Source organism: Pollutimonas bauzanensis, assembly GCF_900129885.1.
Lineage (GTDB): Bacteria > Pseudomonadota > Gammaproteobacteria > Burkholderiales > Burkholderiaceae_B > Pollutimonas > Pollutimonas bauzanensis.
Genome location: NZ_FQXE01000004.1, coordinates 346,806 through 367,462, shown reverse-complemented (window position 1 = coordinate 367,462; position 20,657 = coordinate 346,806). Strand labels below are relative to the sequence as shown.

The following is a 20,657-nucleotide window of genomic DNA, read 5'->3' as shown; positions in this document are numbered from 1 at the left end:
ATAATGAATAAATCCGCAGCATTCGATTTCATCGTGGTGGGGGGAGGCATAGTCGGCACCTCCATCGCTTATCATCTGGCGCGGCACAAGTCCGCGACGGTGTTGCTGATCGAGCGCGACCAGATAGCCGCCGGCTGCACGGCGCGCTCCAGCGCCATCATCCGCAGCCATTATTCCATTCCAGCCAATTCGGCGCTGGCCTGGCGGACCATCGGCATCTTGTCCGGCTTTCAGGAATACCTGCAGGATGGCGAGGCCGAGTCCGGCTTCCAGGGCAAGGGCTATATCATTCTGGGGGGAGCGCGCGATGCGCAAGCCATGCGGCATAATGTTTCGATGCAGCAAGGTCTGGGGGTGGACACGCGCACTATCCCGCTCGACGAGGTCGCGCGCCTCCATCCTTATTTGCGCCTCGACGACGTGGAGGTGGCGGCTTACGAGCCGCGCTCCGGATGGGCGGATCCGTATTTGACGACACGCAGCTTTTATCGGGCGGGCAAGCGGCTGGGCATGGTCTCGCGCCTGAACAGCCCGGTGTCCCGCCTGCTGGCCCGCGGGCGGCGCATTGAGGGCGTCGAAGTCGACGGCGAGAAGATCTTCGCCGGGCATGTCGTCACCGCCTTGAATGTCTGGTCGAACGACATTCTGCGCTCCATCGATGTGCGCCTGCCCCTGGCTGCCGAAAAGCACAGGCTGGCCAGCTATCGCATCGAAGAGGACTATCCGTCCGACCTGCCGGTAGTGAAGGACTTGCTGTCCGACAACAAAATGTATTTCCGGCCCGCGACGGGGAACATCGTCCTGACGGGTGGCGGCGAAGCCGGGGATGTCGTCGCCGATCCGGACGCCTATGACGAGGGCGTCGGGCTGGACTATATCGCCGAGCAAGGCGGCCGGCTGGCGCACCGCCTGCCGCAATTCGCGCAAGCCATGCATGTGCACGACTGGAGCGGCCTTTACGACGTAAGCCCCGATTGGAACCCCATCATAGGCGCGGTCGAGGGCTATGCGGGCCTGACCGTCGCTTGCGGATTTTCCGGCCATGGCTTCAAGCTGGCGCCGGCGCTGGGCGAGGCGCTCGCCGCCGGACTCCTGGGCGAGCCCGCGGCCCGCGGCCTGGAGTGCTATGCGCCTTCGCGCTTTCAGGCAGGCCAATTGCTGCAGGGCGCTTACGGCGTGGGTTCCATCTCCTGAGGCCGCCTGCCGGCCATGGATCAAGCCGGCTTCAATGGGCGGTCGAGCGCATCCTGGACTTTGGGCGGCACTTTGCGTATGACTTCTTCCAGGTGCGCCCGCAGCGCTTCGGAGGCCCCCCGGATGTTCCCGTCCTCGAGCAGCTCGAGGATCAGCAAATGCTCCGCGGATTGCTCATAGAAACGCCGCCTGTCGACCATGGAGCGATAAATCAGTAAGCGCCTGAGCCGGTTGATGCGGCGCAGCGCATCCAGGAAAAACGGGTTGCCCGAAGCCTCGGCCAGGGACTCATGGAATGCCACGCCGCGTTCATAGAGCACATCCGCCGGCAAGGTATCCGCCGCGCCGGCCACGATATCTTCGTGCGCGATACGCAGCTTCCTGATGGTTTCGCCGCGAAGATGGAAGCCCGGTTCCAGCAATGCCGCCGGTTCGATAAGCAGCCGGAAGCGATAGCTTTGTTCCAGTGTCTGGGGTGTCCTCAGTATTTGGGAAAATGTCCATCCATAGCCGGCGCGGGGCTCGATCCAGCCTTCGGCGGCGATCCGGTTGAGCAGGCTGGATAAATCGGCCGCCGTCAGGTCGTAGCGCTGCTTCAGGAACGATTCGGTGACGGACTCCTCCAGCTTGCCGCTCAGCCGGTCCTCGGCGATCTTGAAGTAAATCGCGTTCAAGTCCCGTCCGGCGGGCGGGTCCCTGTCGACCGGGATATCGGCGATGCGCGCAGACAGGTAGTAGCCGCGATTCTCGGCGTGAACCACCACACCTCTCTGCGCCAGCTGCGACAGCACTTCGCTTGCGGTCCAGCGCGACACGGCAAACTGATCGGCCAATGCCTGCGCGGTGATATGGCTGCCAGGCGGCACCGCCCGCTCGAGCAGAGTGCGATGCACCCGCAGCACCAGTTCGGGCACGATGCCGCGCCGCGCGCGCCCATGAGGAATTTGAAAGTTCAAAGCATTAGATAGGCAAGGTTGGAAAGCTGTCCGTCGGAAGCATCGTAGCACGCTCAAAATCGGCTTTTTAGGCTATCCAGGTAAACACCGAGAGGAAATATATTGCAGAATTAGATTTAAATCTGCAATATAGGCGGGCCCACACTCTCAGACCAGCAAAATCATCAAATCAAATGAGGAGCCAACACATGAAGTCATTTTGCAGCCGGTTCGCCCTGGCGTTCATCGGCCTGACGCTTTCGGCCTGCGCTGTCGCGCAGTCCTACCCGACCCGCGCCATCCGGCTCATTGTTCCATTCGCTCCCGGCGGCGGTTCGGATGCCATTGCGCGCATGCTGGCCGACAAAATGGGGCCCGAGCTGGGCCAGTCGGTCGTCGTCGAAAACAAGCCGGGCGCTTCCAGCATAATCGGCGTCGATGCCACCGCCAAAGCCCCCGCCGACGGCTATACCCTTGTGATGGCCAACAGTTCCATCACAAGCAATCCGTGGCTCTATAAGCTTCCCTACGACCTTCAAGCCGACCTGGCCGCCGTCACCATGATCGCGAAGGCGCCGCAATTGCTGGTGGCCAACCCCAAGGCGCCGTTCAAGACGGTGGGGGAACTCGTCAGCTATGCGAAGGCCAACCCCGGCATGGCCACCATAGGCACAGCGGGAGCCGGGCAGATATCGCACCTCGCGGCGGAAGTGCTGCAGCATGCCGGCGGCATCGAGGCCCTGCTCATTCACTACAAGGGCACGGGAAATTCGCTCAATGACCTGCTTGGCGGACAGATCATGCTGTCCTTCGGGACCGCTCCAGGCCTGATTCCCCATGTCAAAAGCGGGAAGCTCGTCGCCCTCGGCAGCTCGGGGCCGGAGCGCCTCGCCTCCCTGCCGTCGGTTCCCACCGTGGCTGAAACCATCCCTGGCTTCGAGCTGATGAACTGGTTCGGCATTTTCGCGCCGGCGGGCACGCCGGCAGCCGTCGTGGAAAAGCTCCATGCGGTGGTTCGCCACGCCATTGCCGACCCCAAGGTCCAGGCGCGCCTGAGCGAAGAGGGCTTCACACCTGTCGGCAACAGTCCCGCCGAGTTCGACCAGATCGTCCGGCATGACCTGAACTACTGGAAGGACGTCATCCAGAAATACAACATCAAGATTGAATAAGGACAAACCATGCAGCATCCGTCCCACGATACAAAGACCGGGGCAACGCACATCAGCCCCGAACGACTGCGCCTGTTCGTCACCGCCGTGTACCAGCATGCGGGCGTGCCCGAGGAAGAAGCGATTTTTGCCGCCGATACGCTCGTGCAGGCCGACCTTTGGGGCCACCAGTCGCATGGCTGCCTGCGGCTGGCCTGGTATCTGGCCCGGCTGATGTCGGGCGCGGCAAAGCCGGCCAGCCAGCCCGCGACGATAATCGACGCCGGGGCCGTGGCCGTCATCGATGGCCAGGACGGCCTTGGCCCCACGGTTGCCAGGCATGCGACCGAGCAGGCCATCGCTCGCGCCAAACAGCATGGAGTCGGCGCGGTCGCCGTCCGCAATTCCAACCATTTCGGGACTTGCATGTACTACACCGGCATGGGCGCCCGGGAGGGCTGCGTAACGCTGCTGACCACCAATGGGGGACCCAATATGGCTCCCTGGGGCGGGCGCAAGAAAATGATAGGCACGAACCCCTGGTCGGTCGCGGCGCCGGCCGGCCGGCATGCGCCCATGATCATGGACGTCGCCAATTCCGGCGTCGCGCGCGGCAAGATTTTCCTGGCCCAGCAGCGCCATGAAGCCATACCCTCGAACTGGGCGCTGGACGCCCAGGGGCATCCGACGACAGACCCCAGGGCCGCGCTGGAAGGGCTTATCCTTCCCATGGCTGGCCATAAAGGCTATGCCATAGGGGTCATAGTGGACATGCTTTCCGGAGTCCTGACGGGTAGCGCGTTTCTCGACGACGTCCATGGCCCTTACGACCCGGTCAATCGCAGCGGCGCCGGCCATTTTTTCATCGCGCTGAACATCGAGGCCTTCCAGCCTCTGTCGCAATTCAACGCCAGGATGGAAGAATATATCCGGCGCTTGAAAGAGACGCCCCGGGCCGATGGCGTCGATGAAATCTTCTATCCTGGCGAAATCGAGGCGAGGAATGGCGAGCGTCACGCCGCGCAAGGCCTGCAGCTGCCCGGGGACACGCTCGCGGCGCTGCTGGCCATCGCGCGCCAGACCGGCCTGGAACATCTCTATCCGGGAAGTTTTTCCTGAACGGATGTCCGCATTGCGCTAGCATGTCATACCCGGTCATCAACAAGTCATTTCCATGAAATCGATAGAAATCACCAAGCAGGTCGTCTGCGCGAACCATCTCCCGTTCGTGCTGTTCGGCGGCATCAATGTTCTCGAATCCGAAGACCTGGCCATGCGGGCTTGCGCGGAATACAAGCGCGTCACCCAGGCGCTGGATATTCCCTACGTGTTCAAGGCGTCGTTCGACAAGGCGAACCGATCGTCGATCCACTCCTATCGCGGCCCGGGCCTGGACGAAGGTCTCAGGATCCTCCAGAAGGTCAAGGCGGCTTTCGATGTGCCGGTCATAACGGACGTCCACGAGCCCTGGCAGGCGGCGGCGGTGGCCGAAGTCGCCGATGTGCTGCAATTGCCGGCGTTCCTGGCGCGCCAAACGGACCTCGTCGTCGCCCTGGCGCGCACCAAGCGCGTCATCAATATCAAGAAGCCCCAATTCCTCAGTCCTGGCCAGATGCTCAATATCGTCGAAAAATTCGGCCAGGCGGACAATGAGCGGGTGTTGCTGTGCGAACGGGGCACGTGCTTCGGCTATGACAACCTGGTGGTCGATATGCTGGGATTCGATGTCATGAAGAAGGTGTGCGGCGACCGGCCGATAGTCTTCGATGTCACCCATGCCTTGCAGCAGCGCGATCCTCTGGGCCAGGCGTCGGGCGGGCGCAGGAGCCAGATCGTCGACCTCGCGCGAGCCGGCATGGCGGTCGGCCTGGGCGGCCTGTTCCTGGAAGCCCACCCCGATCCCGCCAACGCCAGATGCGACGGACCCAGCGCTTTGCCGCTGGACAAACTGGAACCGTTCCTGGCGCAGCTGAAGGCGCTGGACAGCCTGGTCAAGTCCTATGCGCCGCTGGATATATCCTGACCGGCATGCGCCGGCCGGGCGCCGTCACGGCAGGATCTGTTCGATGATCTGATAAATGCCAAGTATCGCCAGGCTGGTCAGGAAACAATACCGGAAGACGCGGGGCGAAAGCGCCCGCCGCAGCAGCTGGCCGGCATACATGCCGGCCAGGGCGGGCGCCAGCATGACGACCGAGGCGCCGGCCGTCGCGGCCGAATAGCTGTCGTTGATCCACAGCCCGGCGGCCAGCGCCACCGTGGAGACGGTGAACGAAATTCCCATGGCCTGGATCAGGTCGTCCCTGTCCAGGGCCAGCGCCTGCAAATAGGGCACCGCCGGCACCACGAACACGCCGGTGGCCGCCGTGACCATACCGGTCAGCGCTCCCGCCAGGGGACCCAGCCATTTTTCCTTGCCGGGCGCGAGCGCCGGCGGCGCGCCGAACAGCCCCCATGCGGCATAGGCGACCAGCGATGCGCCGAGCGACACTGTGGCCCATGCCCCGGCGGGCGCGCCCAGCGCCAGGGCGCCCGCCAGGGTGCCAGCGACGATGCCGGCCTGCATGCCGCCTATACGCCTGAGCAGGGGCGCCAGCCGGCGCAGCGGCCGCGCCTGCCACAGGTTGGTGATGAGCGAAGGAACCAGCAGCAGGGCGGCGGCTTGCGCCGGCGTCATGAGCAATGCCAGCAGCGCCATGGAAATGGTCGGCAGGCCCAGGCCCACGACACCCTTGACCAGGCCGGCGAGCGCGAAGACGGCGGCGACGAGGGCGAACAGGCCGGTCGCGATGTCGGCCGGCATGTCAGCGCAACCCCCTGGCGGGGCCAATCAGGCGGCGCCGCCGCGGTCCCGTTTCCTGGCGCGGCGCCGGCCTCTCTTCGCGCGGCGGATGATGGCGTATCTGCATATTCAGTTCTCCGGAAAAACCTGGTTTCGAGCCATGGAAAGCCTTATTCTGCGGCGCGGCGGCCGCCAGGGGAATCAGGATCTTTCTAAGCCTTCCTCAGGCTCAGCCTGAGGAAGGCCATGCTATGATTTTTCCCATGCGCTTCGACCTGACCGACCTACGCTTGTTCTTGAATGTCCAGGAAGCGGGCACGATCACCGCCGGCGCCCAGCGCTCGCACATGACGCTGGCATCGGCGAGCGAGCGCATCAAGGGCATGGAAGAAGCCCTGGGCGTCGCCCTGCTGGTCCGCGACCGGCGCGGGGTCCAGGCGACGCCGGCCGGCCGGACCCTGGCGCATCATGCGCGCGTGGTCCTGCAGCAGATGGACAGGATGCGCGGCGAGCTCGACGGCTACGGCAAGGGGCTCCAGGGCCATGTCCGGCTGCTTTGCAATACTTCCGCGATGAGCGAATACCTGCCGGAAATCCTCGGCGCATTTTTGACGCGCCATCCCCGGATATCGATAGATCTGGAAGAGCGGCTGAGCTATGAAATTGCCGACGCGCTGCGCGCCGGCATGGCCGACATAGGCGTGGTGGCCGACTCCGCCGACCTTCAGGGGCTGGAAACGTATGCCTTTCGCCGCGATCCCTTGGCCCTCATCGTCGCCAAGGGCCACGAGCTGGCGCAGCTATCGTCGGCAAGCCTGGCGCAGGTTGCCGATCACGATTTCGTGGGCCTGGTCGAAGGCAGCGCGCTGCAGGAACATGTGACTCACCATGCGCGCCGGGCGGGCAAGCAGCTCAGCTACCGGGTGCGCCTGCGCAGCATCGACGCGGTCTGCAGAATGGTCGGCCAGGGGATAGGCATAGGCGTCGTTCCGAAAACGGCGGCCGCGCGCTGCGCCCGGTCGGCCGGGATCAAGCGGCTTGCGCTGACCGATGCGTGGGCGTCCAGGAACCTGATGCTGTGCGTGCGCAGCGCCGACGAACTGCCGGTCTATGTGAAGCAGATGCTGCGGCATCTGCTGGAGCCCGCTTTGGATTCGGCCCTTTAGCTTGATTTGTCGCCGGGTTCGTGCCCTCGCTCGCCGAATGAGGTATTGCCGCAATGCGGGCATTTCGGGATTTTATGGCCGGCAGCAAGATGCGTGCCGAGCGCGCGCCTTACTGCCGCGGCATCGCGGCGGCGCAAACCCTGTCGCGGCCTGAACGCTTGGCCTGGTACAGCGCCGTGTCGGCCAGGTCCAGCAGGCTGTCCAGCGTAATGGCGTCGTCGGCCAATGTGACCACGCCGATCGACACGGTAAAGCTCACCTTCGCGCCCGATTTCAGCGTCACCGCGCCGGCGGCTATCGCCGCCCGCAAACGCTGCGCCACGCCAAGGGCCGTCTGCATCTCTGTTTCAGGCAGCATGATGGCGAATTCTTCGCCGCCCATGCGCCCGACAATATCGACGTCGCGCAGCATATCCAGAAGAATGGCGCTGAACGCCTGCAGCACGATATCGCCCGCCTGGTGTCCATGGGTATCGTTGATCTTCTTGAAGTGGTCGATGTCGAGCGCCAGCATGGACAGCGGCCGCTGGTAACGCTGGGCCCGGGCGAGTTCGGCAGTGCCCATGTCCATGAAATGTCGGCGGTTGGCCAGGCCCGTCAGATGGTCTTGCTGGGCCTGCTCTTCCAGCCTGGTCATCAGTTGCATGTGCTGGGTAACGTCGCGTCCGATGCTGATGATGCCGGCGATTTCGCCCCGGCTGTCGGCAAGCGCCTGCCCTGTCCAGTGCAGATAGCGTATGCCATCGACGGTATTCTCCCGCAGGCTGGCGGTGGCCGTGTAGGGCGCACTGAACAGTTGCTCGAAGAATTCGTGGGCCAGGTGCCGGTCCTGCGCCACGACATTGTGCCAATAATATTTTCCGCGCAGCCTGTCCAGGTCCACGCCGTAGAGCCTGGAAAAAGCGGGGTTGATATACGTATAGAGGCCATCGGCGTTCAGCTTGACGACCGCATCCTTGGTGTTCTCCACAATAAGCCGGTAGTTTTCTTCACTGATGCGCAATGCGGCATTGGTGACGGCTTCCTTGCGGTCGAATTCGCGCTTGCGGCGCTGGTAGGCATGCAAGCCAAGAAGGGTCGCCAGGGAAAGCAGCGCATAGAGTCCGCTTTGCAGCAGCGCGGCCCGCTTCCAGGAATGGAAAACCGCGTCCAGATGGCGGCCGACGGCGATGACCAGCGGCTTGTCCATCTTCAGGGCGGCGGGCTGTATGGTGTACTGGGCGACCATCTGGATGTCGGCGCCTGTCAGGTCTTTCCCTGTGAGCACGGTAATCGGCCTGCCGCTATCCCGATGGCGGCTGAAGAAGGACCCGGCCCGCGCCAGATCGATGCCGGCCAGCTCTTTGCGCTCCGGCACGCTCAGGAACATTCGTCCGTCGGCATGGGCGGCGGCGTCCCACATGTCGGGCGCGTAGAGCACCGATGCCATCAGGGTCCGGAAATAGTCGCTGTCCAGGGTGGCATAGACTACCCCCCGGAATTCGCCATCCGGCCCCAGGGCGGCCCGCGTCATGCTGATGGCATCCGGGCCCAGGGCGCTTTGATATGGCGCCGAGATGTATAGGGTCTGGCGGTCCGGGCGCTGCTTGCTTGCCTGGAAGTATTCGCGATGGCTGAAGTCGCCGCCCAGATTGCCCATGTGGTTCGATGCGAGCAGCGTTCCGTCGGCGTCGATGATGCCGATGGAGCGGATGCCCGGCATGGCGTTGGCGATGGCCCTTATGTACTTTATATGGGTTTGCCGGTCGTATGAGTCTTTCCAGACCGACAGGTCGCCAAGCAGGCCTTCGAGCGCGCGGTTGGCGGTGGCCAATTGCAGTTCCATGTTCTGCGCAATGATGCGCGCCTGCGTGGAAAGCCTGTCGCGCTCGCGCTCGGTCGTGCGGCCATGCTCCAGGTAGAGGTTGACGCCCATGGCGCCCCCGAGCGTGGCCAGCGCAAGACCGAGCGCGAACCATTGCGCCAGGGCACGGTTCGTTGCCCTTCTGCCAGCGCGAAGACCTAGGGGTGGGACGTCAATGACCATTTATCGCATGGTACCGCCAATGCCTGCGTTGCGCGGCGCTTGCCGCCGCGATCGGGCCGGCCCTGTCATTTCTTGACCTTTGTGGCTGCGGCGGCCCGCCGGCCAGCGGCCGGCGCCAAGGCCTCAGGCTTGCGCTTGCCTTTCCTTGGCCGCCAGCGCAGGGTATCGATGGCAATCGGTGGTGTGGTCCATGATGCAGCCTACCGCTTGCAGGTAGGAGTAGCAGATGGTCGGACCGACGAAATTGAAGCCGGCCTTTTTCAGCGCGCGGCTCATGAGCTCCGCTTCCGGCGCGACCGCCGGGACCTCGGTGTAATGCCGGTAGCGGTTGACCTTGGGCCGGCCGCCGACAAAGGACCAGATCAAGGCCGCCGGATCGTCCAGCCGCAGCCATGCCTGGGCATTCTGCCTGGCGGATTTCAGCTTCAGGCGGTTGCGGATGATGCCGCTGTCCTGCATGAGCGCGTCGATGTAGTCATCGCTCATGGCCGCGAGTTTTGCGGGATCGAAATTGAACAGGACTTCCCGGTAGCGCGGGCGCTTCTTGAGTACGGTGATCCACGACAAGCCGGCCTGAAAGCCCTCCAGGAGCAGCATTTCGAACAGATGCTGCGGATCGCGCGAGGGCACGCCCCATTCGGTATCGTGGTAGGCGATGTAGACCGGGTCGTCCGAGCACCAGCCGCAGCGCTTGACAGGGGCGCCCCGCACTTCAGCCGCCGCAACCGCCGCAGCAGTTTCCGTCTTCGCCATGAGCCGGCTTGGCCACGCTGTAGCCGGCATCCGTGATTGCCACATGCAGGCGCTGGGTGGACACCAGGTCTTCGTCATAAGAGACGGTCGCCTTGCTGTCGGCCAGCGATACGCTGGCGTCGTTGACGCCGTTGACCGCCTTGAGCGCCTGGGTCAATTTGCTGGCGCAGTGCTGGTCTTTCATGCCGGCGAGTTTGAGCATACCTATTTGCATCGCTTTTTCCTTGTGACTGGAGGCGGGCGAAAGCCTGGCGCCTTTCCATTAAAGATGCATATTAAATAGATCTTTAGCTTCGCGCAAGCGACCACCATTTTTCCACGCAGGGTCGGCCGGCTTGCCGCTCTACGTATTTCCGTATTTTCGGGGGCACCGGGTCGCCATTGGCGCATAGCCGGTTCAGCATTACCGAGAAATCGACGTCGGCGATCGACCAGGCGCCGAAAAGGTTGCTGCCCTGTTCGTCGATAAGAGCGTCGGCCGCGCGCAGAAGCTTGTCCGCCGCCTGCCGGGCCGGCTCCGACAAGGGCTTGGGGTTCCTGGCGCCGTAGATGACGACGGTGGACCGTTCTTCGCGCAGGATGCCCATGTCGCTGCGCACCCAGGCCTGGATCTGCCGGGCGCGCGCCCTTAGCCGCAGGTCGTTGGGGAAGACGGAGGCGAAATCGGGAGGGGGAAAGGCTTCTTCCAGATATTCGATGATCGCCGATGATTCCGACAGGGAAAAATCCCCGATGGTCAGGGTGGGAACGCGCGAGGTCAGCGATAGCCGGCTATAGGGCTGCGCCAGGTTTTCACCGGTGGCGAGGTCCACGGTCTTGAGTTCGAAGGGCAGGCCTTTTTCGTACAGTGTGGCGTAGACCGACAGGACATAAGGGCTGGAGTGCTGGCGGTTGGTGTACAGAATCAGGCTCTGGTTCATGGCTTTCCTGTGGGTAGGGGTAGGAGGGCATGCCCCGGCGGGGCGCCCTGGCCGAACCGATATAGTTTAGATATAAAAACGCCCTGGCGATAGTGGGCCGGCCCGGAATAGTCCGGAATAATCGCCGGAGCCCGCGGGCCGCGATGCGTCCGCCGCGACGCATCGCGCGGCCTAGCCGAACCGTTGCTGGGGATCGGCCTGCGCCGCGCTGCCGGGCAGGCTCAAGCTGTGCCCGACGACTTCGCCCAGGACGATCACGGCCGGGCTGCCCAGGCGATGGGCCTCGATATCGCGGGCCAGGTGCTGCAGGGTGGTGGCGATGTGCCGCTGCGAGGCGCAGGAAACATTCTGGACCACCGCTACCGGCAAGGCGGCGGGGAAGCCGGCGGCCATCAGCTCGGCGGCGAGCTTGTCGGCGCGGCTCATGCCCATGTAGCAGACTATCGTCAGGCCGCTGCGCGCCAGCGCGCGCCAATCGGGGCTGGCGCCATCGACCGTATGGGCCGTTACCAGGCTGACGCCGCGCGACACCCCGCGGTGCGTAAGGGGCAGGCCCAACGCGCCGCCGACGGCCAGGCCGGCGGTGATCCCGCTGACGCTTTCGACCTGGATGCCGCGGCTATTGAGCCAGGCCATTTCTTCCCCGCCGCGGCCGAAGATGAAGGGGTCGCCGCCTTTGAGCCGCGCGACGGTATGGCCGGCCCTCGCGTACCGGGCCATCAGCCGCAGGATGAATTCCTGCGGCGTGGAAGCGCAGCCGCCGCGCTTGCCGACTTTGACGATGCGGGTGCGCGCCGGGGCCATCTCCAGGATGCCCGGGCCGACCAGGTCGTCGACCAGCCATATGGTGCATTCCCCGAGCACTCGCGCCGCTTTGAGCGTCAAGAGTTCGGCATCGCCCGGTCCGGCGCCTATCAGCCATACCTTGCCCGCCGGCCGGGGCGCGCGTGTTGACGTGGCAGGATTCATGCTGGTAGCTCCATGGTGTTGCGGCGCTGGATCATGCGCTTGATTTGCGGCACGCAGGATCCGCAGGCGGTGCCGCATTTCAGCGTGGCCTTGAGCTGCTCCAACTGCTGGCCGGCGTCGATGGCGCTGTTGATGGCCAGGTCGCTGACGTTTTCGCATGCGCATATCACTTGCGCGCGGGCGGCTGCCTGGGCGCGCCCCATCAGCACCTGCGCGATGCTTGGGGGCGCCACCCCGCTGTCTATCCACTGCAGCAAGGCATCCTGGGCGCGCGTGTCGCCCGCCAGCAGGTAGGCGGCCACCTGTCCGTCGCGCCGCAGTATGCGCCGCAGGATGCCGCGCGCCGGGTCGTCAAAGGCCAGGTCGGCCTCGTCCAGCCGCAGGTCCCGCGCCAGTTCCGCCAGCACGGCGGCGCTGACTTTCCGGGGGCTGGCCAGGCGCAGGCGCAGCCCTTCCCCGCCGATGGCGGTTGGCATCAGCACCGCATACGGGAACAGGGCCAGCCACCTGGCCAGCCGCTGGCGCAGCACGGGAATGGAGCCGCGCACCCAGGCGCTCGCCTGCCATTCGTATTTCAGCACTTCGATGGCCGCCGCGCTGTGCTTGAGTTCGGGCTGGTGTGAAATCGGGTCGCGCGCGCTATTGGCCAGCGCGTTCACGCCGTCGCCGGCGATGAAGCCGCTGCCCCAGTGCATGGGCAGCCAGGCATGCCCGGGTTTCAGGCTGTCGTCGCCCATGGCCGGCAGCACGATCTGGCCTCGCCTGGTCTTGATCCGGACCAGCGCGCCGTCGCCGATCTTGTAGCGCTGGATGTCGCCCGGATGCAGATAGACGAAGGGCTCCTCGGCATGGCGGGTCAGGGCCGGGACCAGGCCGCTGCGGCTCATGGTGTGCCATTGGTCGCGCAGGCGCCCCGTGCTCAGCCGCAGGGGATAATGGGCGGAAACGGGCTCGGCGACAGGCACATAGCCGACGTCCAGAAACCGGGCGCGGCCGCTGGCCGTTGGAAAGACGCCATCCGCGTACAGCCGCAGCGGCTCGCGGGTGGATGCCTTGTAGGGCCATTGCTGCGGGCCGTCGGCCTCCAGCGTGGCATAGTCCAGCGCGCTGTAGTCCAGGTCGCGACCCGCCGTGCTGCGGGCGTGTTCGGCGAAGATTTCCGATACCCCGCGGTAGTCGAACAGGCCGGACTTTGCCGGGGCGATGCGCCGGGCCAGCCCGCGCGCGACGCGGCATGCCAGTTGCCAGTCCGGCAGGGCGTCGCCGGGCGGCCGGATGGCGGCGCGCACACGGCTGATGCGCCGTTCCGAATTGGTGACGGTGCCGTCCTTTTCCGGCCAGGTGGCCGCCGGCAGGACCAGGTCGGCGTAGGCCAGGGTTTCGGTATTGGCGTAGGCCTCTTGCACAATGACGAATTCCGCGGCCTCGAGGGCGGCGCGCACCCTGGCCTGGTCGGGCATGGATTGCGCCGGGTTGGTGGCGGCGATCCACAGCACCTTGATCTTGCCGGCGAGCACCGCGTCGAACATGTCGATGGCGGTATGGCCGGGCGTTTCGGGCAGGCTGTCCACCTTCCACAGGCTGGCGATTTCGGCCCTATGCCGCGCATTGCCCGGGTCGCGGTGGCCCGGCAGCAGCGTCGCCATCCCGCCCGCTTCGCGGCCGCCCATGGCGTTGGGCTGGCCGGTAAGGGAAAAGGGCCCCGCCCCCTTCTTGCCTATCTGGCCGGTGGCCAGGTGCAAGTGTATCAGCGCGGCGTTCTTGGCCGTGCCGCTGCTGGATTGGTTCAGGCCCATGGTATAGAGCGACAGCGCCGACCCGGCAGCGCCAAACCAGCGGGCGCACTGGATGATGTCCGCGGCCGGCACGCCGCAGATCTCCTGGACGGACTGGGGCGTGAATTCATGGATGCGTTCCTTGAGGGGGGCGTAGCCCTCGGTATGGCGGGCGATGTAATCGAGGTCGACCAGGCCGTCCCACACCATGACATTCAGCATGGCGTGGAACAGCGCCACGTCGCTGCCTGGCGCGATCGCCAGGTGCAGGTCGGCGATATCGCAGGTGTCCGTGCGGCGCGGATCGACCACGATGATCTTCATGCCGGGCTTGCGCGCCTTGGCGGCTTCGAGCCGGCGAAACAGCACGGGGTGCGCGTAAGCCATGTTGGAGCCGGCGATCAGGACGGTGTCGGCATGATCCAGGTCGTCGTAGCAGGCGGGGGGCGCATCGGCGCCCAGGGTGAGCTTATAGCCCGACACCGCGCTGGACATGCACAGGCGCGAGTTGGTGTCGATATTGTTGGTGCCCACCAGCGCGCGCGCAAGCTTGTTGAACACGGCATAGTCTTCGGTCAGCAACTGCCCGGACAGATAAAAGCCGATGGCGTCGGGGCCGTGCGCGGCGATGGCCTGCGCCAGCCTGGCTGCGGCGATGTCGCAGGCCTGGTCCATGGCAATATCGTGGCGCGGCTCGCCTCTGCCGCTGCGCCATTGCGCCGACAAGACCCGGCTGCTGTCGCCGCGCACCGTCGCGCCCAGGGCCAGGCCCTTGCTGCACAGCTTGCCCAGGCTGGAGGGGTGCTGCTCATCGCCGCTGACTTTCAGCACGCGATCGCCGTCCGTCTCGATTTTCACGCCGCAGCCGGTGCCGCAGTAGCAGCAAATCGAGGCCAGGACGCGCGGGCTTGCGGCGCGACCGGCGGTGGCTGGCGCAGGAGCGGCGGTGCTGTCCATGACGGCTTCAGCCTTGCGCGGACAGGTTCAGATACACCTGGCCGGCCTCGACCTTGACCGCCACCTTGTGGGCGCAGCCTTCATCGGGCGCCTGGGCCTGGCCGCTTTCCAGATTGATGTTCCAGCCATGCAGCGGGCAGGTCACCGCGTGGCCGTGCACCAGTCCGGCGGACAAGGGGCCGCCTTTGTGGGGGCAGCGGTCGACCACGGCAAAGATATGGTCGTCCGAGGCGCGGAACACGGCGATGTCGTCGGCGCCCGCCTGCCGCAGCACGCGCGAGCCCAGTTTCGGAATGTCTTCGACGCGGCAAATGGCGGTCCATTCCTGGATCACACTGTATGAGTTCATGGCAGTCTTCATGCGGTAAGGGTTTCAAATTCGCGGCGCGCGGGCGTGGGCTCGGTGCGTTCGGCCCACGGGTCTTTTTCGAACGACAGGGCGAACTTCAGGCGCGCATACAGCTCGGCGCGATTGGCGGGATCTTCGATCACGCGCGCCTTGGCGTGGTCCAGGCCGACACGGCTCAAGTAGTGGCAGGTGCGTTCCAGGTAAAAGGCCTCCTCGCGGTACAGCTGCAGGAAGGCGCCGGTGTACTCCAGGACTTCTTCGGGGGTCTGGACCTTGACGAAGAATTGGGCGACTTCCGTCTTGATGCCGCCATTGCCGCCCACGTACAATTCCCAGCCGGAATCCACGGCGATTATGCCTATGTCCTTGATGCCGGATTCGGCGCAGTTGCGCGGGCAGCCGGACACGGCCAGCTTGACTTTGTGCGGGCTCCACATGCCGACCAGGTCCTTCTCCAGGGCGATGCCCATGCCGGTCGAGTCCTGTGTGCCGTAGCGGCAGAACTCTTTGCCTACGCAGGTCTTGACGGTGCGCAGGCTTTTGCCGTAGGCATGGCCGGAAGGCATGTCCAGGTCCTTCCAGACGCCCGGCAGGTCTTCCTTTTTGATCCCCAGCAAATCGATGCGCTGCCCGCCGGTGACCTTGACCATGGGCACGTGGTATTTGTCGGCCACGTCGGCGATGCGGCGCAATTCGGACGGGTTGGTGACGCCGCCCCACATGCGCGGCACCACCGAATAGGTGCCGTCCTTCTGGATATTGGCGTGCGCGCGTTCATTGATCAGGCGCGACTGGCTGTCGTCCTTGGCTTCGCCCGGCCAGGTGGACATGAGGTAGTAGTTCAGGGCCGGGCGGCAGGTGGAGCAGCCGTCCGCCGTGCGCCATTCCAGGAAGCGCATGGCGCCAGGGATGGAAGTCAGGTGCTGGTCCTTGATGGCCTTGCGGATCTCGCCATGGGTGTAGTCGGTGCAGGGGCACAGCGGCTTTTCCGATTTGGGCTTGATGTCGGCCGCCCCGCCCACGCAGCTGATCAGGATCTGCTCGACCAGGCCGGTGCAGGACCCGCAGGAACTCGACGCCTTGGTGTGCTTCCTGACCTCGTCCACGGTGAACAGGCCTTTCTCGCGTATGGCCTTGACGATGGTGCCTTTGCACACTCCATTGCAGCCGCAGATCTCGGTGGAGTCCGGCATGCCGGCAATGCTGTTCTCGCCCGAGTGGCCGGTGTCGCCTATCGAGCCTTCGCCGAACATCAAGTGTTCGCGCAGCTCGGCGATGGACTTGCCTTCGCGGATCAGGCGGAAATACCAGGCGCCGTCCACCGTGTCGCCATACAGGCAGGCGCCTATCAGCTTGTCGTCCTTGATGACCAGTTTCTTGTACACGCCGCCCACCGGGTCGGCCAGCGTGATGGCTTCGGTGTCGGCATTGCCGGTGAAGTCGCCGGCCGAAAACACATCGATACCCGTGACTTTCAGCTTGGTGGAGATGGTGCTGCCGGAATATCTGCCTATGCCGTGGAACGCCAGGTGGTTGGCGGCGACCTTGGCCTGCTCGAACAAGGGCGCGACCAGCCCGTAAGCCATGCCGCGATGGCTGACGCATTCGCCCACCGCGTAAATGCTGGGATCATAGGTTTGCAGCGTATCGTTGACGATGATGCCGCGCTCGGTATAGATGCCGGCCCGCTCCGCCAGGTCCGTATTGGGCCGTATGCCCACGGCCATCACGACCAGGTCGGTGGCCAGTTCGGTGCCGTCCTTGAACCGTATGGCTTTGACTGCGCCTGCGTCGTCGCCGACGATGGCTTCGGTCTGGTGGTCCATCAGGAATTCCAGCCCGCGGCCTTCCAGGTTCTTCTGCAGCAGCCTGGCCGCGGCGCCGTCCAGCTGGCGGTCCAGCAGCGTCGAGCCCAGATGCACGACGCAAACCTTCATGCCGCGCACAGCCAGGCCGTTGGCCGCTTCCAGCCCCAGCAGGCCGCCGCCGATCACCACGGCATGCCTGAGCCTGGTGGAGGCGTCTATCATCAGGTTGACATCGCGGATGTCGCGAAACGTGATGACGCCTTTCAGGTCCTTGCCGGGCACTGGCAGGATGAAGGGATTCGAGCCCGTGGCCAGCAGCAGGCGGTCGTACTTGGCCACCGTGCCGTCGTCGGCGATGACTTCCTTGCGGGCGCGGTTGATTTGCGTGACAGTGCAATTCAAGCGCAGCGCGATGCCGTTTTCCTCGTACCAGCTGGTGTCGTTCAGGATGATGTCCTGGATGGTTTGTTCGCCCGTCAATACGGGCGACAGCAGGATGCGGTTGTAGTTGGGATACGGTTCGGAGCCGAACACGGTGATCTCGTACAGATCGGGATCCAGCTTGAGCAGCTCTTCCAGTGTCCGGATGCCGGCCATGCCGTTGCCGACGACGACGAGTTTGAGTTTTTTCATGATGTGGTGTCAACCAAGAGTTGTGCTTGTTCCGAGTCGGAGCGGGGGCTGCCGCCGGCGCCGCCAGCGGCGCCCGCTGGGCGATGGCGCTGGTGCAGAAAGCCCAGGACCGCCGCGCGGCACGAGGCGTATTCGGGGTCGTCGAGCAGATCCAGGCGATGGCGCGGGCGGGCGAGCTTTACCGGCAGGATTTCTCCTATGGTGGCGGCCGGGCCGTTGGTCAGCATCACGATGCGATCCGACAGCAGCACCGCCTCGTCGACATCGTGCGTCACCATGACGGCCGTGGTCGCGGTGCTGGCCACAATGCGCAGCAGTTCATCCTGCAGGTGCGCCCGCGTCAGGGAATCGAGCGCGCCGAAGGGTTCGTCCAGCAGCAATACCTTGGGTTCGATGGCCAGGGCGCGCGCGATGCCCACGCGCTGCTTCATGCCGCCCGAGATCTCCTTGGGGAATTTATGCTGTGCATGGCGCAAACCCACCAGATTCAGCGCGGCGGCCGTCCTGGCCTTGAGCTGCCCGGTGCTTTCGGTGGCCGAAAAGACGCGTTCCACGGCCAGGAACACGTTCTGGAAGCAGGTCAGCCACGGCAGCAGCGAATGGTTCTGGAAAACCACCGCGCGGTCGGGGCCGGGCCCCTTGATTTCCTTTTCGGCGCACAGCAGCACGCCTGTGGTCGGCGTGGTGATGCCGGCAATCAGGTTCAGCAGGGTGGACTTGCCGCAGCCCGAGTGCCCGATCAGGGAAACGAATTCACCTTTGCGTATGTCCAGGTTGATGTCGCGCAGGGCAATGAAATCGCCCTTCTTCGACGGGAAGGTTTGCCCGACGTATTCGATGCGTACGAATTTTTCCATGGTTTCAAGCCTCGGTATGGTCCAGGCGCCTGGCCAGGGCGAGCAGGATAAGGTCCAGCGCCAGCCCGACCACGCCTATGACCAGCACGGCGATCAGGATGTTCTGCACATTCAGGTTGTTCCATTCGTCCCATAGCCAGAAGCCCAGCCCGGTGCCGCCGGTCAGCATTTCGGCGGCCACGATGACCAGCCATGCGGTGCCTATGGACAGCCGCACGCCGGTCATCACGTAAGGCAAGACCGATGGCAGGAGGATGCGGGTGAAGACCTTCCACTCGGACAAGTCCAGCACGCGCGCGACGTTCAGGTAGTCTTGCGGCACGCGCCTGACGCCTTCGGCGGTGTTGATGATCATGGGCCATATCGAACAGATGAAAATGGCCCAGATGGCCGCCGGGTTGGCGGCCTTGAACAGCAGCAGGCCCAGCGGCAGCCAGGCCAGCGGCGAGACCGGCCGAAGCAGGCTGATGACCGGAGAGCATATGGCGTTGAGCGCCGGCACGCGGCCGATCAGGAAGCCGGTGGGGATGCCGATGGCGGCGGCCAGGGCGAAGCCCAGCGCCACGCGCCCCAGCGAGGCCAGGATATTCCAGCCTATGCCGACATCGTTCGGGCCGTTGTCGTAGAAAGGGTCCTTGAACAGCTCCACGGCGGCCAGCAGCGTGGGTTCGGGGCCGGGGATCTCGGCCACTTTCAGGGAAATGATTTTCCAGACCACCAGCAGCAGGGCAAAGCCTATGACCGGTCCGGCGCTGGCGCTGGCGATGCGCTCCATCCTGTCGCGCCAGCTTTCCCCGCGTACGAATGCCGTAAGACGTGCAGCCATCGTGCTCATATGCTTTCCTTTTATGGGGCTTTGATCTTGAAGCCGTCGGCGTACCCGGCCGGATCGCTGCCATCCCACACCACGCCGTCAAGCAGGGTGCTGGAGCGGGTTTCGCTGGCGGGAAGGGCCGTGCCCGCGGCCTGCGCTGCCTGCTTGTAGATATCGATGCGGTTGACCTGGCCGGCCACGGCGAGATAGTCGGGATGGGTCTTGCTCAGGCCCCAGCGCTTGTGCTGGGTCAGGAACCACATGCCATCGCTCAGGTAGGGAAAATTGGCCGCGCCGTCCCCGTAGAAGCGCATGGGGTGTTTGTCGGCCCACGACTTGCCCAGCCCGTTGTCGTACTGGCCCAGCATGCGGCCGACGATGGTGTCTACATCCGTATTGACATAGGATTTGGCGGCTATGGTTTGCGCCGTCTTGCGGATATTGGCGGGCGAGCTGTCTATCCATTGCCCGGCTTCCAGGATGGCCGCCGTCACGGCCCGCGCCGTGTTGGGATGCTGCTGCACGAATTCCAGCCGCGTGCCCAGCACCTTTTCGGGATGGTCGGTCCAGATGTCCTGGGATGTCGCCGCGGTAAAGCCCAGCTGGTCGATGATGGCGCGGGCGTTCCAGGGCTCGCCCACGCAGAATCCGTCGATGTTGCCGATGCGCATATTGGCCACCATTTGCGGCGGAGGCACCGTGACAGTGCGCATGGCGAGCGGGTCGATGCCGTGGCTGGCCAGCCAGTAGTACAGCCACATGGCATGGGTGCCGGTGGGAAATGTATGGGCGAAGGTGTACTGGCGCGGGTCGCCGGCCATTTTCTTTTGCAGCGATTCGCCATCGATGACGCCGGCTTCGCGCAACTGCCTGGACAGCGTAATGCCCTGGCCGTTCTGATTCAGGTTCATCAGGACCGCCATGTCTTGCCTGGCGCCCGCCAGGCCCAGCTGCATGCCGTATATCAGGCCGTAAAGGACATGCGCCAGGTCCAGGTCGCCATTAGACAGCTTTTCCCGCACGCCGGCCCACGACGCTTCTTTGGTGGGAATGATCTTTACGCCATGCTTCTTGTCGAAGCCCATGACCGATGCCATGACGACAGAAGCGCAGTCCGTCAGGGGGATGAAGCCGATTTTCACTTCCGCTTTCTCGGGCGCATCGGAACCCGCCGCCCACGCTCCCGCGCGTATCAGCGGATCGACCAGCGACATCAGGCCCAGGCCGGCGACCGCCTTGGCCGTGTTGCCCATCCAGACCCGCCGCTGCGCGCTGGCTGGCGGGGTCAAGCCGTCAGGCGCGGCAACGGCGGTGGCAGTGGCAAGGGTAGTCTTGTCGGCGGATTTCATGTGCGGTCCATATAAAGAAGCGTGGCTGGGAGGCCCCCGCCGCGGCAGCGCGCTGCGGCAATGAGGCGGGTGTCTACCACAGGACTACGCAAATACTGTGCCATCTTTTTTGACGGGCGGAGGACGGAGCGGGGCGGGCCGGCGCCGCGCTGCAAGCCGCTGGGGCAGCGCGCCTGCACCCCGAACGGGCAAGCCGATTGTGCAGTGCACTAAAGTTGT

18 protein-coding genes are annotated in these 20,657 nt (G+C 64.6%); 5 read left to right on the top strand and 13 right to left on the bottom strand.

The features are described 5' to 3' along the window. The first annotated feature begins 3 nt into the window (after window positions 1-3). The gene (locus BUB23_RS10280) at window positions 4-1,194 is read left to right on the top strand and encodes an NAD(P)/FAD-dependent oxidoreductase (protein WP_073103006.1); all 1,191 of its coding nucleotides are present in this window, start codon (window positions 4-6) and stop codon (window positions 1,192-1,194) included. A gap of 20 nt (window positions 1,195-1,214) precedes the next feature. On the opposite strand, the gene BUB23_RS10275 is transcribed toward BUB23_RS10280, so the two are convergent. After that, window positions 1,215-2,150 (bottom strand): FCD domain-containing protein, encoded by a 936-nt coding sequence (locus BUB23_RS10275; protein ID WP_245801227.1) that lies wholly within the window; start codon window positions 2,148-2,150, stop codon window positions 1,215-1,217. 188 nt (window positions 2,151-2,338) lie between these two features. On the opposite strand from BUB23_RS10275, the gene BUB23_RS10270 reads away from it, so the two are divergent. The 3 genes from BUB23_RS10270 to kdsA are packed head-to-tail and all read left to right on the top strand — an operon-like array spanning window position 2,339 to window position 5,303. Next, window positions 2,339-3,301 carry a Bug family tripartite tricarboxylate transporter substrate binding protein gene (locus BUB23_RS10270; protein WP_073103005.1) on the top strand — a complete coding sequence of 321 codons (963 nt, stop codon included), beginning with the start codon at window positions 2,339-2,341 and terminating at the stop codon, window positions 3,299-3,301. A gap of 9 nt (window positions 3,302-3,310) precedes the next feature. Continuing rightward, window positions 3,311-4,399 (top strand): Ldh family oxidoreductase, encoded by a 1,089-nt coding sequence (locus BUB23_RS10265; RefSeq protein WP_073103004.1) that lies wholly within the window; start codon window positions 3,311-3,313, stop codon window positions 4,397-4,399. 55 nt (window positions 4,400-4,454) lie between these two features. Beyond that, the gene (gene kdsA, locus BUB23_RS10260; RefSeq protein ID WP_178372295.1) at window positions 4,455-5,303 is read left to right on the top strand and encodes a 3-deoxy-8-phosphooctulonate synthase; all 849 of its coding nucleotides are present in this window, start codon (window positions 4,455-4,457) and stop codon (window positions 5,301-5,303) included. Between the two features lie 24 nt (window positions 5,304-5,327). On the opposite strand, the gene BUB23_RS10255 is transcribed toward kdsA, so the two are convergent. Beyond that, entirely contained in the window at window positions 5,328-6,083 is a 756-nt protein-coding gene (locus BUB23_RS10255) for a sulfite exporter TauE/SafE family protein (RefSeq protein ID WP_073103002.1), read from the bottom strand. 242 nt (window positions 6,084-6,325) lie between these two features. On the opposite strand from BUB23_RS10255, the gene BUB23_RS10250 reads away from it, so the two are divergent. Then, window positions 6,326-7,228 (top strand): LysR family transcriptional regulator, encoded by a 903-nt coding sequence (locus BUB23_RS10250; RefSeq protein ID WP_073103114.1) that lies wholly within the window; start codon window positions 6,326-6,328, stop codon window positions 7,226-7,228. Between the two features lie 109 nt (window positions 7,229-7,337). Here the strand turns inward: BUB23_RS10250 and BUB23_RS10245 are convergent, their stop codons facing one another. The 11 genes from BUB23_RS10245 to BUB23_RS10195 form a co-directional block, all read right to left on the bottom strand. Beyond that, window positions 7,338-9,254, bottom strand: a complete 1,917-nt coding sequence (locus BUB23_RS10245) for a diguanylate cyclase (protein ID WP_084135937.1) — start codon at window positions 9,252-9,254, stop codon at window positions 7,338-7,340. 123 nt (window positions 9,255-9,377) lie between these two features. Further along, window positions 9,378-10,007: a DNA-3-methyladenine glycosylase I gene (locus BUB23_RS10240; protein WP_073103000.1), complete on the bottom strand. Its 630-nt coding sequence runs from the start codon at window positions 10,005-10,007 to the stop codon at window positions 9,378-9,380. After that, window positions 9,967-10,221 (bottom strand): heavy-metal-associated domain-containing protein, encoded by a 255-nt coding sequence (locus BUB23_RS10235; protein ID WP_073102999.1) that lies wholly within the window; start codon window positions 10,219-10,221, stop codon window positions 9,967-9,969. Before BUB23_RS10235 ends, BUB23_RS10240 begins: the two co-directional genes overlap by 41 nt. A 73-nt stretch (window positions 10,222-10,294) precedes the next feature. Then, window positions 10,295-10,927, bottom strand: a complete 633-nt coding sequence (gene yfcF / locus BUB23_RS10230) for a glutathione transferase (RefSeq protein WP_073102998.1) — start codon at window positions 10,925-10,927, stop codon at window positions 10,295-10,297. A gap of 171 nt (window positions 10,928-11,098) precedes the next feature. Further along, window positions 11,099-11,896, bottom strand: coding sequence for a uroporphyrinogen-III C-methyltransferase (cobA, locus tag BUB23_RS10225; protein ID WP_073102997.1), 798 nt, complete (start codon window positions 11,894-11,896; stop codon window positions 11,099-11,101). After that, entirely contained in the window at window positions 11,893-14,628 is a 2,736-nt protein-coding gene (locus BUB23_RS10220; protein WP_073102996.1) for a nitrate reductase, read from the bottom strand. The genes cobA and BUB23_RS10220 overlap by 4 nt, the downstream gene beginning before the upstream one ends. A 7-nt stretch (window positions 14,629-14,635) precedes the next feature. After that, the gene (gene nirD / locus BUB23_RS10215; protein ID WP_073103113.1) at window positions 14,636-14,977 is read right to left on the bottom strand and encodes a nitrite reductase small subunit NirD; all 342 of its coding nucleotides are present in this window, start codon (window positions 14,975-14,977) and stop codon (window positions 14,636-14,638) included. Between the two features lie 8 nt (window positions 14,978-14,985). Continuing rightward, on the bottom strand, window positions 14,986-17,418 hold the full coding sequence (gene nirB, locus BUB23_RS10210) for a nitrite reductase large subunit NirB (protein WP_073102995.1): 2,433 nt from the start codon (window positions 17,416-17,418) through the stop codon (window positions 14,986-14,988). After that, the gene (locus tag BUB23_RS10205; RefSeq protein WP_084135936.1) at window positions 17,415-18,275 is read right to left on the bottom strand and encodes an ABC transporter ATP-binding protein; all 861 of its coding nucleotides are present in this window, start codon (window positions 18,273-18,275) and stop codon (window positions 17,415-17,417) included. The genes nirB and BUB23_RS10205 overlap by 4 nt, the downstream gene beginning before the upstream one ends. 4 nt (window positions 18,276-18,279) lie before the next feature. After that, entirely contained in the window at window positions 18,280-19,101 is an 822-nt protein-coding gene (gene ntrB / locus BUB23_RS10200) for a nitrate ABC transporter permease (protein ID WP_425439537.1), read from the bottom strand. Window positions 19,102-19,121: 20 nt separating this feature from the next. After that, entirely contained in the window at window positions 19,122-20,438 is a 1,317-nt protein-coding gene (locus tag BUB23_RS10195; RefSeq protein WP_073102993.1) for a CmpA/NrtA family ABC transporter substrate-binding protein, read from the bottom strand. Between the last annotated feature and the right edge of the window lie 219 nt (window positions 20,439-20,657).